This window comes from Nonomuraea sp. NPDC005730 (assembly GCF_040630865.1).
In the GTDB taxonomy this organism is placed as follows: Bacteria; Actinomycetota; Actinomycetes; order Streptosporangiales; family Streptosporangiaceae; genus Nonomuraea.
Window position 1 is genome coordinate 62,910 of record NZ_JBEXYK010000050.1, and the last position, 15,070, is coordinate 77,979.

The 15,070-nt window shown below is 70.2% G+C and carries 14 protein-coding genes and 1 pseudogene; 8 read left to right on the forward strand and 7 right to left on the reverse strand.

Annotated features, from left to right (window positions below; all coding sequences use genetic code 11):
- Positions 1-13: 13 nt before the first annotated feature.
- The 4 genes and pseudogenes from dnaJ (at position 14) to ABZ444_RS37945 (ending at position 4,992) form a co-directional block, all read left to right on the forward strand.
- Positions 14-1,195 (forward strand): molecular chaperone DnaJ, encoded by a 1,182-nt coding sequence (gene dnaJ, locus ABZ444_RS37930; protein WP_358007950.1) that lies wholly within the window; start codon positions 14-16, stop codon positions 1,193-1,195.
- A gap of 3 nt (positions 1,196-1,198) precedes the next feature.
- Positions 1,199-1,480: pseudogene (locus ABZ444_RS37935) on the forward strand (helix-turn-helix transcriptional regulator); the annotation flags it as partial.
- 72 nt (positions 1,481-1,552) lie between these two features.
- The gene (gene clpB / locus ABZ444_RS37940) at positions 1,553-4,123 is read left to right on the forward strand and encodes an ATP-dependent chaperone ClpB (protein WP_358007953.1); all 2,571 of its coding nucleotides are present in this window, start codon (positions 1,553-1,555) and stop codon (positions 4,121-4,123) included.
- 218 nt (positions 4,124-4,341) lie between these two features.
- Entirely contained in the window at positions 4,342-4,992 is a 651-nt protein-coding gene (locus ABZ444_RS37945; protein ID WP_358007956.1) for a hypothetical protein, read from the forward strand.
- A 153-nt stretch (positions 4,993-5,145) separates the two neighbouring features.
- Here ABZ444_RS37945 and ABZ444_RS37950 read toward each other — a convergent pair whose 3' ends face one another.
- A complete protein-coding gene (locus ABZ444_RS37950) occupies positions 5,146-5,676 on the reverse strand; it encodes a hypothetical protein (RefSeq protein WP_358007959.1) in 531 nt (176 codons plus the stop codon).
- 173 nt (positions 5,677-5,849) lie between these two features.
- Here ABZ444_RS37950 and ABZ444_RS37955 point away from each other — a divergent pair, with 173 nt between their 5' ends.
- Positions 5,850-6,209, forward strand: a complete 360-nt coding sequence (locus ABZ444_RS37955; RefSeq protein ID WP_358007962.1) for a hypothetical protein — start codon at positions 5,850-5,852, stop codon at positions 6,207-6,209.
- Between the two features lie 191 nt (positions 6,210-6,400).
- On the opposite strand, the gene ABZ444_RS37960 is transcribed toward ABZ444_RS37955, so the two are convergent.
- The 4 genes from ABZ444_RS37960 to ABZ444_RS37975 form a co-directional block, all read right to left on the reverse strand.
- Positions 6,401-7,069, reverse strand: coding sequence for a TetR family transcriptional regulator (locus ABZ444_RS37960; RefSeq protein ID WP_358007965.1), 669 nt, complete (start codon positions 7,067-7,069; stop codon positions 6,401-6,403).
- A gap of 353 nt (positions 7,070-7,422) precedes the next feature.
- Positions 7,423-8,346, reverse strand: coding sequence for an alpha/beta fold hydrolase (locus tag ABZ444_RS37965; protein ID WP_358007968.1), 924 nt, complete (start codon positions 8,344-8,346; stop codon positions 7,423-7,425).
- Between the two features lie 41 nt (positions 8,347-8,387).
- A complete protein-coding gene (locus ABZ444_RS37970; protein ID WP_358007971.1) occupies positions 8,388-9,461 on the reverse strand; it encodes a CapA family protein in 1,074 nt (357 codons plus the stop codon).
- 59 nt (positions 9,462-9,520) lie between these two features.
- On the reverse strand, positions 9,521-10,357 hold the full coding sequence (locus tag ABZ444_RS37975; RefSeq protein ID WP_358007974.1) for a helix-turn-helix transcriptional regulator: 837 nt from the start codon (positions 10,355-10,357) through the stop codon (positions 9,521-9,523).
- Between the two features lie 109 nt (positions 10,358-10,466).
- On the opposite strand from ABZ444_RS37975, the gene ABZ444_RS37980 reads away from it, so the two are divergent.
- Entirely contained in the window at positions 10,467-11,867 is a 1,401-nt protein-coding gene (locus ABZ444_RS37980; protein WP_358007977.1) for an MFS transporter, read from the forward strand.
- Positions 11,868-12,250: 383 nt separating this feature from the next.
- Here the strand turns inward: ABZ444_RS37980 and ABZ444_RS37985 are convergent, their stop codons facing one another.
- Both ABZ444_RS37985 and ABZ444_RS37990 read right to left on the reverse strand, forming a co-directional pair.
- Entirely contained in the window at positions 12,251-12,472 is a 222-nt protein-coding gene (locus ABZ444_RS37985) for a DUF397 domain-containing protein (RefSeq protein ID WP_358007980.1), read from the reverse strand.
- Between the two features lie 56 nt (positions 12,473-12,528).
- On the reverse strand, positions 12,529-13,392 hold the full coding sequence (locus ABZ444_RS37990; RefSeq protein WP_357966230.1) for a helix-turn-helix transcriptional regulator: 864 nt from the start codon (positions 13,390-13,392) through the stop codon (positions 12,529-12,531).
- A gap of 666 nt (positions 13,393-14,058) precedes the next feature.
- Between ABZ444_RS37990 and ABZ444_RS37995 the strand changes: the two genes are divergently transcribed.
- Positions 14,059-14,274, forward strand: coding sequence for a hypothetical protein (locus ABZ444_RS37995; protein WP_358007982.1), 216 nt, complete (start codon positions 14,059-14,061; stop codon positions 14,272-14,274).
- A gap of 1 nt (position 14,275) precedes the next feature.
- Entirely contained in the window at positions 14,276-14,926 is a 651-nt protein-coding gene (locus tag ABZ444_RS38000) for a hypothetical protein (protein ID WP_358007985.1), read from the forward strand.
- Positions 14,927-15,070 lie beyond the last annotated feature (144 nt).

A 15,070-nucleotide genomic window follows, 5' to 3' on the forward strand; every position in this document is an offset into this window, starting at 1 on the left:
CGAAGGGCCGTAGATGAGCACCAAGGACTACCTGGAAAAGGACTACTACGCCGTCCTTGGTGTGCCCAAGACCGCCACCGCCGACGAGATCAAGAAGGCGTACCGGAAGCTGGCCAGGCAGTACCACCCGGACACCAACCAGGGCGACGCCGCCAAGGAGACCAAGTTCAAGGAGGTCTCTGAGGCGTACGACATCCTGTCCGACGGCAAGCGCCGCAAGGAGTACGACGAGGCGCGCACGCTGTTCGGGTCCGGGGTGGGCGGTCAGCGCCCCGGCGGTGGCGGTTTCCCGTTCGACTTCGGCGACCTGTTCGGCGGCACCGCCGGCCAGCAGGGCGGGGGCGCCGGTGAGCGGCTCGGCGACCTGTTCGGCGGGCTGTTCAACCGCGGTGGGGCGGGGGGCTCCACCCGCACGACGAGCGCCACCAGACCGCGCCGCGGCCAGGACGTCGAGTCCGAGGTCACGCTCTCGTTCACCGAGGCCGTCGAGGGCACCACGGTGTCGCTCAGGCTGACCAGCTCGGCCGCCTGCACCGCGTGCAGCGGCACCGGCGCCAAGGCGGGCACGACCCCCCGGGTCTGTCCCACCTGCGAGGGCACCGGCGCGGCCAGCCGCAACCTGGGCAACTTCGCCTTCTCCGAGCCCTGCCGCGACTGCAAGGGCCGCGGGCTGCTCGTGGACGACCCCTGCCCCGTGTGCGAGGGCAACGGCCGGGCCAAGAGCACCCGCACGATCCAGGCCAGGATCCCCGCCGGCGTGGCCGACGGGCAGCGGGTCAAGCTCAAGGGCAAGGGCGCGCCGGGCGAGAACGGCGGCCCGGCCGGCGACCTCTACATCCTGACGCACGTCAAGCCGCACCCCGTGTTCGGCCGGATGGGCGACAACCTCACGATCACGGTTCCCGTGACGTTCACGGAGGCCGCGCTGGGCGCCGAGATCAAGGTGCCGATCCTCAAGGGCATGCCGGTGACCCTGCGCGTCCCGGCGGGCACGCCCAACGGCCGCACGTTCCGCGTGCGGGGCAGGGGCGTCTCCCGCAAGGACGGCACCAAGGGTGACCTGCTCGCCAGCGTCGAGGTGCTCGTGCCGAAGACGCTCGACGACAAGTCGCGCGAGCTCCTCACCGAGTTCAACACCGCGACCGCGGGCGACGACCCGCGCGCCGATCTCATTCAGCGAGCCAGAAGCGAGTAGCCGATGGACGCCAACTATTTCGACCTGTCCGACGACACGCCTGTTTATGTGATTTCGGTGGCCGCGCAGCTCTCCGGGCTCCACCCGCAGACGCTGCGCCAGTACGACCGGCTCGGCCTGGTCAGCCCGGGCCGCACCGCCGGGCGCGGCCGCCTCTACTCCACAAGGGACATCATCCAGCTCCGCGAGGTCCAGCGGCTCTCCCAGGAGGAGGGCATCAACCTCGCGGGCATCAAGCGGATCCTCGAGCTCGAGAACGAAGCTCTGCGGCTGCGTGAGGAGGTTCACCGCCTGCGCGCCGAGATGCGGATGGTCAGGGCGCTGATCCGCTACGAGCTGCCACCGGGGGCCTAGGTTATGGACTACAAGCTCACCCAGAAGAGCCAGGAAGCTCTCTCGGGTGCCATGCGGCGCGCCGCCGCCGAGGGCAACCCGGAGATCTCTCCGGCCCATCTGCTCTCCACGCTGCTCTCCCAGACGGGCGGCACGGCCGTGCCGCTGCTCGAAGCGGTCGGCGCCGACTGGCGCACGCTGCGGGCGCGCGTCGAGGAGCAGCTGGCGGCGCTGCCGAAGGCGCAGGGTGCGACAGTGGGCGCGCCGTCGAGCTCGCGGCAGCTCCTCACCGTCATGAACACCGCCGCCCAGCACGCCAACCGCCTCGAAGACCTCTATGTCTCGACCGAGCACCTGCTCGTCGGCCTGGCGGCCGACGGCGGCCCGATGGCCGAGCTGCTCAAGTCGCAGGGCGCGACCCCGCAGGCGCTGCTCGACGCCTTCGAGAAGGTACGCGGCCACGCCCGCGTCACCAGCGAGACGCCCGAGGACACCTACCAGGCGCTGGAGAAGTACGGCGTCGACCTGACCGAGCGGGCCCGCGGCGGCGGCCTCGACCCGGTGATCGGCCGCGACTCGGAGATCCGCCGCGTGGTCCAGGTGCTCAGCCGCCGCACCAAGAACAACCCGGTGCTGATCGGCGAGCCCGGCGTCGGCAAGACCGCCGTCGTCGAGGGCCTGGCCCAGCGCATCGTGGCCGGCGACGTGCCCGAGTCGCTGCGCAACAAGCGGCTGATCTCGCTCGACCTGGGCGCGATGGTGGCCGGCGCGAAGTACCGCGGCGAGTTCGAGGAGCGTCTCAAGGCCGTCCTCTCCGAGATCAAGGAGAGCAACGGGCAGATCGTGACGTTCATCGACGAGCTGCACACCGTCGTCGGCGCGGGGGCCGCCGAGGGCGCCATGGACGCCGGCAACATGCTCAAGCCCATGCTGGCCCGCGGCGAGCTGCGCATGATCGGCGCGACCACGCTCGACGAATACCGCGAGCGCATCGAGAAGGACCCCGCGCTGGAGCGCCGCTTCCAGCAGGTCTACGTGGGCGAGCCCACGGTCGAGGACACGATCGCGATCCTGCGCGGGCTCAAGGGCCGCTACGAGGCGCACCACCAGGTGCAGATCGCCGACGGCGCCCTGGTCGCCGCCGCCGCCCTGTCCGACCGCTACATCACCAACCGCTTCCTCCCCGACAAGGCCATCGACCTGGTCGACGAGGCCGCCTCGCGGCTGCGCATGGAGATCGACTCCCGTCCCGTGGAGATCGACCAGCTCCAGCGGAACGTCGACCGCATGAAGATGGAGGAGCTGGCCCTGTCGAAGGAGACCGACGAGGCGTCGGTCCAGCGGCTCGACCGCCTGCGCCAGGAGCTGGCCGACCGCCAGGAGGAGCTCAACGCCCTCGTCGGCCGCTGGGAGCACGAGAAGGCCGGGCTCAACAAGGTCGGCGAGCTGAAGAAGCAGCTCGACGAGGCCAGGGGCGCGGCCGAGCGGGCCCAGCGCGACGGCGACTTCGAGGCCGCCTCCCGGCTCATGTACGCCGAGGTGCCCCGGCTGGAGCAGGCACTCCAGGCCGCCTCCGACGCCGCGCCGCCGGACAACGCCATGGTCAAGGAGGAGGTCGGCGCCGACGACATCGCCGAGGTCATCTCCTCCTGGACGGGCATCCCCGCCGGCCGCCTGCTGGAGGCCGAGACGGCCAAGCTGCTGCGGATGGAGGAGGAGCTGGGCCGGCGGCTCATCGGCCAGCAGCAGGCCGTACAGGCCGTCTCCGACGCCGTACGCCGCAGCCGGGCCGGCATCGCCGACCCCGACCGTCCCACGGGCTCGTTCCTGTTCCTCGGGCCCACCGGTGTGGGCAAGACCGAGCTGGCCAAGGCGCTGGCGGAGTTCCTGTTCGACGACGAGCGGGCGATGACCCGCATCGACATGAGCGAATACTCCGAGAAGCACAGCGTGGCCAGGCTCGTCGGCGCGCCCCCCGGCTACGTCGGCTACGAGGAGGGCGGCCAGCTCACCGAGGCCGTCCGGCGGCGGCCGTACACGGTGGTGCTGCTGGACGAGGTGGAGAAGGCGCACCCGGAGGTGTTCGACATCCTCCTCCAGGTGCTCGACGACGGACGGCTGACCGACGGCCAGGGCCGCACGGTCGACTTCCGCAACACGATCCTGATCCTGACCTCCAACATCGGCTCGCAGTTCCTGGTCGATCCGAAGCTGGAGAACGACGCCAAGCGCGAGGCCGTCATGGGGGCGGTGCGCGGCTCGTTCAAGCCGGAGTTCCTCAACCGGCTCGACGACGTCATCCTCTTCGACGCGCTCGGCTCCGAAGAGCTGGCCCAGATCGTCGACCTCCAGGTCGACCGCCTGGCCCGGCGCCTGTCCGACCGCCGGCTGACGCTGGAGGTCACCCCGGCCGCCCGCGAATGGCTCTCGCTGACCGGCTACGACCCCCTGTACGGCGCCCGCCCGCTGCGCCGCCTGGTCCAGTCGGCCATCGGCGACAAGCTGGCCAAGGCCGTGCTGTCCGGCGAGATCGCCGACGGCGACAAGGTCAGGGTGGAGCTCGGCGACGACGAGCTGGTCATCCAGCGCGGCTGAGGCCGTGCCATCGAGCCCGGAGATCCCCGCGGATCTCCGGGCTCCGGCGTGTCATGCCAGGGTCATATCCCGTCGCCGCGGGGTAAGGTTCCCGCCACCCTTCGGACAAGCCGCACGCGACCGGCCGGACACGTGGCTAGCTTCGGCGTTCGTCAGATCACCGAATCCGATCAGAGGGACGTGCGGTGTCATCTCGTAAGATCCGAAGCATCCTCACGGTGGCCGCTCTGACCGCGGGCGTCACCTGGCCGGTCGCCGGGCCTTCGGTGGCCGACACCTGCCGGCCGCGTGAGGCGGTCGCCTCGTACTGCGACGGCCACGCCAAGCTCCAGCTCAACGAGGGCAGGACGAACGGCCACCGGGTCGTCACCGAGGAGGTCGGCAAGCTGGCCATGGCCGCCGGTGACATGGCCAGGCGGCTCGGCCTGACGGGTCTGGCGGCCGCCAGGTCGGCCATGGGCCCGCTGGCCGACCTCGGCGGCGTCGGGGCGACGTGGGGCATGCCCTCGCTGAACAGCGCCTCGCCCGCGCTGTTCCCCGCGGCCTCCGGCAACAGCGGGATGCGTGACCTGGCGACGACGCTGCAGGTGCCCGCGCTGCCCGCACTCCCCGCGTTGCCGCCGGCGCCCGTCGCTGCCCGGGTGCCGACCGAGATGACGCTCGCCGAGCGGCCGACCGCCCCCGCTTCGGCCCGCGCCGCGAAGTCGCCGGGTCGGGCGCGACAGCCGGTGCGGGAGGTCGGCGGCGATCTGATCTCGAACCTGCTGCCCAGGGCCGTCGAGGGCATCGAGGGCGCATCCACGCTGCCCGGCGGCTACCCCGCGATCGACGGCTTCAGCCGCCTGCTGCCCGGTCTCGACCTGCACTGAGCCAATGTGTCCGGGCGCGGGTCGTGCCTGCCGCGCCCGGCTTCCTCAGCCGGAGGGGCCGTGGCCGCGCACTGTCGCGGCCCCTCCGGCCCGGCTTCGCGGGCATGCGACAAGCCGGGCCCCGCGCGGGGGCCCGTCGGCCGGCCTCCGCGACTAGGAGACGAGCTCGTCGAGCTCGTCCTCCGGAAGGCCGAGGTCGACCCTGATGCGGTATCGCGTCCGCAGCAGCGCCACCTGCTCGGGGTCGCCCTCGTCGCAGCCCAGCACGGCCTGGGTGGCCCATTCGAGGCCGCCCCGCAGATCGCCGTAGGCGACCAGGGTCTCCGCGATGGTGTGGGCCGTCGCCGTGGAGACGTCGCCCTCCCCGCGGATGGTCTCGATGAGCTCCCGGGCCTCGTCGGGCCTTTCGAGCTCGAAGAGGGTGTCGGCGATGCCTGCGCGCGGGTCGAAGCCCGCGTCGCCGCCGTCCTCCACGGCGCGCTGGAAACACTCCATCGCGCGTGCGGGCTGTCCCGCCGCTCGCCACTCCTCGGCGGCGAGGACGAGGATGGACGCCCTGGAGACGTCGCCGGACGAATAACCGAGCGCGACGTCGTACAGCCGACTGGCCAAGGAACTGTGGTCGTCGGCCAGCAGGGCCTGCTCCAGCAGACGATCAAGGTGCTCTCGGGTCACATGCGCCACACCTGCGAGACTACCGAGCCGCCCGGCGCTTTGCCCGGTCAATGCGCATCGCCGGTCACATGCAAATTCGGCAACGTCTCGTTCAAGGCCGGTTACGCTGCGCGTGTCCGTGCAGGTCAGTGGGCATATACGGCATGCTTTGCGGTACGCGGGCGGAGGGGGCTGTAATGGGCATGTCTCGGCAGATGACCTTCACGCTGGCCTGCGCCGTCGTTCTCTCGGCTCTCGGGCCCGGCGTGGCCGGGTACTTGTCGGCCCGGCTGGACGCGATCCGGACGGCCGAGCGCAACCTCCACGCGCTGCAGGCCAGGCTCGACATCCGGCAGGCCCGGGACGTGCGGCCGGTGTCGTTCCCGCTGCCCTGCCTGCGTACGCCGATGACGCCGCGCATCCAGCAGGTGCCCGCGTCCGCGCTGGGCGACCGGCAGCTCACCAGACATCGACACCGGGAGGTGGCGCCTCTGGTGCCCGAGTCGTGGCAGCGGGCCGCGTCCGGCGCCCAGCGGCAGGTCATCGCCGGTACGGCCCGGTGATCCGGCCGGCCACCACGGACCGCACGGCGCGGGCGAGCCCGAGCGCGACGCGGACCGGCCCACGTCTGTTGCGGGGATCGAAGGGGGCACTGCGCTTGAAGGCGGACGGCGGAAGATCGTACATCTTCACCTCGCGAAAGACCCGTGACGGACAGTGACGATCGCTCGTTGCCGTCATGCCCAGATCTCGGTCAGCGTCCCACCTCGCCCTCGGTCAGCACGTGCGGCGACCACGACCTGAGCTGACGCGACAGGAACCCCCGCACCAGGTGCTTGGCGGCGTCGATGATGTCGGGCGCGCCGGCGGGGTCGCGCCGGAAGGCCAGCTTGAGCACCGCGTCGCCGGCCTCGACCGCGACCAGCACGGCCAGGTCGAGCGTCTCGCTGTCGGCCAGCCCGAACTCCTTGAGCAGCAGGCCGCGCAGCCTGCCCGCGATGACCGTGTTGTTCTCGGAGTCGGAGTCGAGCAGGTTGAGGTCGACGACGTCGCCGAAGTGCAGACTCCTGAAGCCGGGGACCGCGCGGTGCATGTCGACGTACTCGTCGATGATCGCGTCGACGGCCTCCCACCAGCCGCGGTACTCCTCCTCCATGAACCGCAGGCCCACCCGCGCCACGAACTGCTCGACGTTGCGCCGGGTGAGCTCCTGGGTGATGGCCCGCTTGTCGGGGAAGAACTGGTAGACCGAACCGATCGCGACGCCTGCCCGCTCGGCTATGCGGGTGGTGGACAGGGCCTCGTAGCCGGTCTCGTCGAGGAGTTCGGCGCAGGCGTCGAGCATGCGCTCGACGCGCCGGGCGCTGCGGCGTTGGGCCGGCTGCCGCCGAAGAGCTTTGGGGTGGACGCAGTCATCATCCATTTGCGGCGAAGACACGGATTCATCTTCTCTCGTCTGCACGATCGTTACCTACTAATTTGCGGGATTTCTCGGACGACTGCCCGTCGCGTCGCCCATGGCGAAATCCACGAGCCGGCATAACCGAATTTCCGCACTGGTCAGCGTGTCGAATGTGCACCGGCCCGCGGCCCGTGGCCCAGCGCGGACGGCCGGTGGCCCGGTGCCGCTCCTGGGGGATGCGGCCCTGGATAACAGGCCGCCGATGGTATGTTCGATAAATGTTCCCGGACGGCGACCGTCATATTGTTCGACACAATCCCGGGACACTATATTGCGAGACGATATTTCGCGAATAATCTTCAATTCGAGCGATATCAGCGGCGCCGGGCCGGGCCGGAGGCGTCGTCCCCGCGCGGCGGCGCCCGCCGCGCTCCCCTCTCCGCCGAGCCGCCCTCCACGTGCGTGACGAACTCGGCGATCAGCCCGGCGACCACCGCGGGGTGGCTGCGCTGCACCCAGTGGCCGGCCTCGATCGTGCGGCGCCACGGCCGGTCGGCCCACCGGGCGGTCGCCGCCAGCAGCGCCGGGGTGACGAACGGGTCCCGGCGGGCCTCGACGAGTTGCACCGGCACCCGCACGACCTCGGGCCCGGCGTCCCGCCGCCCGCCGGACATGTTGCGCCGGTAGAGCTCCAGCCCGTTGCGCGCGTCCCTGGCCAGGGTGTGCGCCGGATGCCCCGGCCGCGGCCCGACGCCGTCGGTGCGCCGCAACGTGCGCGAAAGGCCGCGCGGCACGACCGTGCGCCAGGCCAGCTCGGGCAGCACCGACACCTGGAACGCGCCGATGTACCAGGACCGGGCGAGCTGCCTGAGCACGTCGCGCCGCCCGCCGTGCCGCATGAAGTGGGACACCTGCCGCAGCCCCGGCCCGCCGAGGCTGGTGAAGGAGGCCAGCCGGTCGCGCAGGCCGGGCGTGACGGCCGCCTCCCAGCCCTGGAGCGAGCCCCAGTCGTGGCCGGCGAGGTGGACCCGCGGCTTCCCGACGGCCCCGATCACCGCGGCCAGGTCGGCCATCAGGTGGCCGAAGGCGTAGTGCCGGCGGTCGCGCGGCGCAGTGGAGGCGCCGGCGCCGCGCACGTCGTACCTGACCAGGTGGAAGCGGTCGCGCAGGAGGGCGGCGACCTCGTCCCAGACGCGGTGGGTGTCCGGGTAGCCGTGCAGCAGCAGGATCGGGGGTGCGGCGGGGTCGCCCTCCTCGAAGACCGCCAGCCGCACCCCGCCGGACTCGACCTGCCGCATGGCGACCTCCTATTGGACGAACTGTCCAGAGGATAGATCGATCATGGCCGCGCGGCCAGCCCCGAGCACGAGCGCAGCGCCTTCCAGTCGTTCACGGCCTGGGTCCTGGCCGTACCCGTCATGGGGATCGGGATGCCGCCCTGGATCGTGGCCGGGGTCCACTGGTCCTTGAGCACCTTGCGGCCGTTGATCGTCAGCGTCAGCACGCCGGTCCTGCCCGTGGTGCCCGGGGTGGAGTTGTAGAAGACGAAGTTGCCCATGCCGTAGCTGACGTAGGCGTTGTCCAGGTATCCGGCGCCCAGCAGGATGTGCGCGTGCCCGCCGACCACGACGTCGGCGCCCGCCTCGACCAGCTTGGGGGCGAGCGAGCGCTGGGCCTCGTTGGGGCATTTCTGCATCTCGGTGCCCCAGTGCAGGTGCACGATGACGGTGTCGGAGTTCTTGCGCGCCTGGCGTACGGCCTTCAGCAGGCTCGCCTCGTCCTTGGCCGAGGCCAGTCCGCCCTTGTCGGCCGTGGCCGTCCACGACTGGATGAACTCGGCGTCGAGCACCTGTGTCGCGCCGATGATCGCCACCCGGTTGCCGTTCACCGTCTTGCGGAAGGGTTTGTAGGCCTGCGCGGCGTTCGCCCCGATGCCCACGATCGGGAACTTGCTGCGCTTGATGGCCGCCAGCGAGTCGGCCAGGCCGCTCTCCATGTAGTCCATGCCGTGGTTGTTGGCCATGGAGGCGACGTCCACCCCGGCCGCCTTGAGCGCGCTGAACGCGGTCGCCGGCGCGCGGAAGGTGAACTGTTTGCCGGGCGCGGGCGTCCCGGCCGTGGTGATGGCGGTCTCCAGGTTGACCATCGTCAGGTCGGCCTTGCGCAGCACGTTCGCGACGGGCCCGAGGGCGGTGCCCGGGTTGGCGAGCCTGCCGCGCAGGACGCCCTCGAAGTGCACGTCGCCGCCGAAGGAGATGGTGAACGGCCGGCGCGCGGGCTTCGGCTTGGAGCTCGGCGACTCGGCCGCCTGCTGCTCGACCTGCTTGCTCTGCGGTTCTTTGTCAGGTGCCGACGAGCATGCCGCGAGGGAGGCGGCGACGACCAGCACCGGTAGGACACGGGGGAGTCTCATCTACCGCCATTTCCGCTCGATCCAGACTTTTACGGATCGAGCATTCTATGGGCGGCAGATTAGGACTTGGTATCACCACTTCCCACCAACCAGGTCAAAGCGGACCTGGTGGCGTCGTCCTTGGGGCTGTAGACGATCAGTCGCGTCTCGGGCGTGGCGGAGACGTTCAGGCTGGTCGTGCTGAATCGGAGGTCGCCGGCAACCTCGTGCTTGAAGACCTTCACGCGGGGGCCCGGCTCGGCCACGTCCTGCCTGGCCCACATGCGGGCGAACTCGGCGCTCTCCGCGCTCAGCCGCCGCACGAAGTCCTGCCAGCAGGGGTCGTCGGCGTGTCTGCTGTAGGCGCCCCTGAAGACCGCGACCGCGCGCGGCAGCTCCGACTCGCGGTTGACGAGCGTGGTCGGGGCCTCCGTGTTGACGAACGTCTGCCACAACGAGTTCCGCTCGCCGTCCGGGGCCGCGACGACGTGCGGGAACAGGGCGGCGTAGGCGGCGTTCCAGGCCAGCAGGTCGGAACGGCTGTTGGCGACGGACGCGGGCATGTCGCCGAGCTGGTCGAGGATGCCCTGCATCTCCGGCGGCATGCGGCTGGCGTCGACGACGGCGGGGGCCTCGGCCTGGCCGGTGAGCCGGTAGAGGTGCTGGCGCTCGGCGGTGTCCAGCATGAGCGTACGGGCGACGGCGTCGATCACCTGGCCGCTGACGTTGATCGGCCGGCCCTGCTCCAGCCACGTGTACCAGGTGACGCCCACCCCGGCGAGCTGGGCGACCTCCTCGCGGCGCAGCCCCGGCGTACGCCTGCGGGGGCCCGGCGCGAGGTTCACCATCTCGGGGGTGATGCGCGCCCGGCGAGTCCGGAGGAACGCCGCCAGATCCGTACGTCTTGCCTCGGTCACGGTCACACCTCCACTATGGGGGCATCCGCGCACACTTATCCAGGTGCCGCCAATACCAGTATAAAGGGACTCTCGTTACTGGTATCGGGTTCGCAGAATAATGCGACACATGACCGAATCCGCCACTGTCACCTCTCCTGTCCAGGTCACCCCACCGGACAGGGCCAAGGCCAGCGGTCTGCTCCTCGCAGTGATCCTCGTCGGGCAGTTCCTGGCCATCCTCAACGTCAACATCGTCAACGTGGCCACCCCGACCATCGAGGCGGACCTGCACTCCTCCGGCGCGGGGCTGCAGATGATCGTCGCCGGTTACACCATTGTCTATGCCGTCCTCTTGATCACCGGCGCCCGGATCGGCGACCTCTTCGGTTACCGCAACGCCTTCCTCGGCGGTCTGGCCGTGTTCACTGTCACCACGCTCGGCGCCGGCCTCGCGCCCTCGACGGGCTGGCTGATCGGCTTCCGCCTCGCGCAGGGCGCCGGCGCGGCCTTGATGATGCCGCAGGTGCTGACCCTGATCCAGCGCAACTACCAGGGCGCCGCCCGCGGACGGGCGATCGGGCTCTGGTCACTGGTGATCAGCGGCGGCATCGTCGTTGGCCAGGCGCTCGGCGGCATCCTGCTCGGCTTCGGAGCCGGCTGGCGGGTGGTGTTCCTGGTGCTCGTGCCGGTCGGGGCGGTGCTGCTCGGCATCGGCATCCGCGCCCTGCCCGCCGACGAGGGCGGCGGCAGGACCGGGCTCGACCCGTGGGGCCTGGTGACCCTGTCGGCGGCCGTGCTGCTGTTCGTGGTGCCGCTGGTGCTCGGACGTGACCTGGGCTGGCCCGTCTGGGGCTGGGTCTCGATGGGGCTCAGTGTCGTGATGTTCGCGGCGTTCGTCCGGGTCGAGCGCTGGGTGACCGGTCGCGGCGGGCGTCCGCTGGTGGACGCCAAGGTGCTGGCCGCGCCCGGCATGCGTCCCGGCCTGGCGATCCTGCTGTTCGGCCCGGCGACCTGGGGCGCGTTCCTGTTCACCTCGGCTCTGCACCTGCAGGGCGACCTGCACCTCTCCCCGCTCGGCTCGGGCATGATGCTGGTGCCGTGCGCGCTCGCCTTCGGCATCGTCGGCCTGCTGTGGCCGCGGCTGCCCGCCGGGCTGCAGCGCCCGCTCGTCCCGGTCGGCTACGTGGTGGCCGCGCCCGCCTACCTCGGCCTCGGCCTCGCCGCCGACGGCGGCGTCCTGTACGCCGTCATGAGCGCCCTCATCGGCGCCGGGCTCGGCGTGCAGGTGGCGGTGACCAACATGGCGACCGAGCAGGTGGACGGCGCGTACGCGGCGGACGCGAGCGGCGCGCTGCTCACCGTGATGCAGCTCGGCCAGGTCATCGGCGTCTCGACCGTGGGCACCCTGTTCATCTCGCTGAGCCAGGGCCACGGCACCGTCTCGGCCTCCCTCATGGCCGCCGTCGCGATGGCGGGCCTGGCCGTACTGGCGGGCCTGAGCAGCCTCTTCCTGATCCGCCGCCGCTGACGTACCGGCCGGCGCCGTGACGATGGGCTCGCCGCTCCTTCTCGCTCTTCCTGCAGGCCAAGGAGATGCGGCTGTTCTTCTCCACCCCGGCAGGCGGGCGCTTCTGGAAGAGCACACGTGATCACCGATGCGCGACCGCGGAGGACAAAGCCGCCCTGCGATTCGTCGACGCGATCGCCGACGCCTGGCGGGAGAGCAGGACGTCAGCGCCGGATCATCTGCTCGTCGGCCGCGCTCGTCCTGCCGCGCTGAACGCTGCGGCGGCGGCTGCGGGCCGGATCCGGGAAACCCTACGAGGCGGAACGGGCCGGCGAGCTCGGGCCGAGCCTCGTCATGGGCGGCGGCCCTGAAGGTTGTGTCGCCAACTCGTCAGGGCCGCTTGCTCACCCGGCGGCAGCCAGGGTCTGCAGGTCGAACTCGCCGTCACGCACCCCTGCGGTGAAGGCGGCCCATTCGGACGGCGTGAAGACGAGCACGGGGCCGTCTTCCACCTTGCTGTCCCGCAGGGCGACGTTGCCGTCCGCCAGCGGGGCGACCTCGACACAAGAGGTCGCTCCATTGCAGAAGGTGCTCTTCCGCCAGCTCTGGATCGTACTGGTGTGCATTTTCTCCCCAAAAGGTATAGGCAGGCCCCATTGCCCGCCTACTGGGACCGCGCGCTCTAGCGCCGCCACAACATGGCCTTGCGTTGGATGAGTACGCGGGATTCGTCCTCGTCGAGTGCCTCTGCCCACATGTGGTCAAAAGCGTTCTCATAGCCGGCGACTCGTTCGAGGTCCTCTACGAAGTGAGCAGTGTACAAGTGCTCCAAATAGACGACATCGTCGAAACCGGTGAACTTCAGGTGAATGAACGCCCCGGTATTGACCGGATGGAGCGAGTCCAGCGGCAACACCCGGACGTTGACGTGCGGCAACAGGGAGACCTCGATGAGGTGTTCCATCTGCTCCCGCATGACCGAGGGCTCCCCGAAGCGCCGCATCAGCACCGCTTCGTCGAGCACCACGTTGAGGCGGCAGGGATCGGGCCGGTGCAGAACCCGTTGCTGCCGGTCGAGACGGGCCTCGACGCGACTGCGCACGCCGCTGTGCGTGATCCGGACGATTCCGCGCGCGGAGAGGATGACCTCTCGCGCGTAGTCCTCGGTCTGGAGGAGACCGGACACCAACTGGGGTTCCCAGTTGCGCTGAACCGTCGCCTCCGCCTCCAGCCCGAGAAGCCTGATGTACTCCTCGGGCAGGGAGTCTTCATAATCTTCCCACCACCCACGCTGCTCCGCATCTCGCAGGAGGCCGAAGAGTTCGTCAAGTCTGTCGACGTCGAGGCTGTAGAGCTCGCCCAACGCCTTGATGTCGGCGGCGCTGGGCATGGTCTTCGCGGCTTCGATGCGGCTGACCTTGCTGGCCGACCAGCCGAGCTCTCGCGCCGCCCGGGCCCCGGTGAACTTCCGTCGTTCGCGAAGGAGGCGCAACTCCTGGCCTAGGCGGAGCCTGCGCACTGTCGGACTGCCCTGCTGCGATGGCACCGTCCACTCTCCTTGTCGGGAATGAAGGTGTGGCGGGAACGGATCGTTTGGCAACCCGGTTTGTGGGCCGTTCACTCAATCTTACACTGCAACTTGCACGAATCCTGCCGCATGGGGTTGCTCGAAGGCTTTCACGGAGAGAGCGTGGGAGCAAGACAAGGCTTCGCGTAGGTATAGAGGTCAGGGGGAGGATTTACGGCCACCTCGGAGGTCCCCCAAGCCCCTGACAGAACACGTGCAAGTTGCACGGCAACTAGAACGGCAATCTGCGAAGAAACTTAATTCTTCCCTTGCTCAGCGTATTGCAGCATCACGGAACGCGGAGGACGATCGAGCCAGGAGGGTTCTCGACCGACGAGGGGAGGCCGGGATGACGAAACGGCCCCGCACGCCGGGCTCTCCGCTCACGATCGGGCGCCCGCGCGAGGGCCGCCTCACCGGCAACGGAGCCGTCCCGGATACGAATGTCCGCCAAAGGGAGGCCGCTTGCCGGAAGGACCGTCCCATCGCCTGAAAGCGTGTCGCTCATCGGAGCACCAAGAAAATGCCGGGCCGAGGCTGAATCCGCGTTCGCCGCATATGGGCTGCCACCCTGCGGCGGGACGGGACCCGACCTGCGACCCGGCGAAGAAGCCACCTCTGGAAATGCCGCGAAAGGGGTCTTCTATGTACTCACAAGGTACCAAGGGGCTCGGCCGAATCAAGTCCCGGATCGGGGAACTGATCGCGTGGACGGACCGCGAGATCTGCATGGAGCCGGACGAGTTCGCCATCTACCGGGGCTGGACGGTCACCAGGACGGGCTTCGGCGCCCGCGCCTACCGTGACCCACGCTTCGACCAGCTCACGGTGGCGTCACGGGTGCCCGAGGAGGTGTCCTGACGTGTCGAGGAACCCGCGCAACCAGATCTACCCGGCCGTCGAGGACCTCCCGGGTGCGGGCGGCGGGGGCCCGCTGGTGCGGATCTGGCGCGTCCGCAGCGAGCTCATGGTGCTCGGGGCGCTGGGGCTGTTCGTCCTTGCCCTGCTGGGCGCCGCGCGGGACGGCCATTGGGTGCCCTTCGTCCTGCTGAGCAGCGCCGTCTCGGTGCCCGCCGCCACCAGGACCGGCCGCAACTGGGCCCTCGCCCACTTCTGGTGCGTGCTCTCCCGCCACCGCCTGCAGCGGGTCTGCCTGGAGACGACCATGCACACCCGGGCGGGACGGATCCCGCTGGTGCTCTGGATCACGCCGTCGGCCAGGGGCGAGAAGGCGCTGGTCATGACGCGGGCGGGCATCTCGGCCGAGGAGTTCGACGCGTACGCCGAGGAGATCGCGGCGGCCTGCTGGGCCAGGAGCGCCACCGTCCACAGGCACCGCGACCGGGCCCACCTGCTGATCGTGGAGATCGTCCGGCGGGACGAGCTGCCCGGCGTGACCGCACCCGGCCTGGAACGCCTGTACGGCCGCCGCTCCTGGACGCCGCTCCGGTCCGACCTGGAGGAGCCGCCCGATCTGCGCACGCCGCTGGCGTTGCCGCAGGTCGTCCGATGACCTAGGGAAACCGGGACATCTCCCTAGGAACAGCCCCGGGGACCGCGGGGCTTGGGTTCTAGGGTTCGTTGCAACACCCCAGTCCAGGGGATGCGATGGACTTCGAGATCCGCAAGGTGCGCAAGGCGCAGGGTGCGAAGAAGC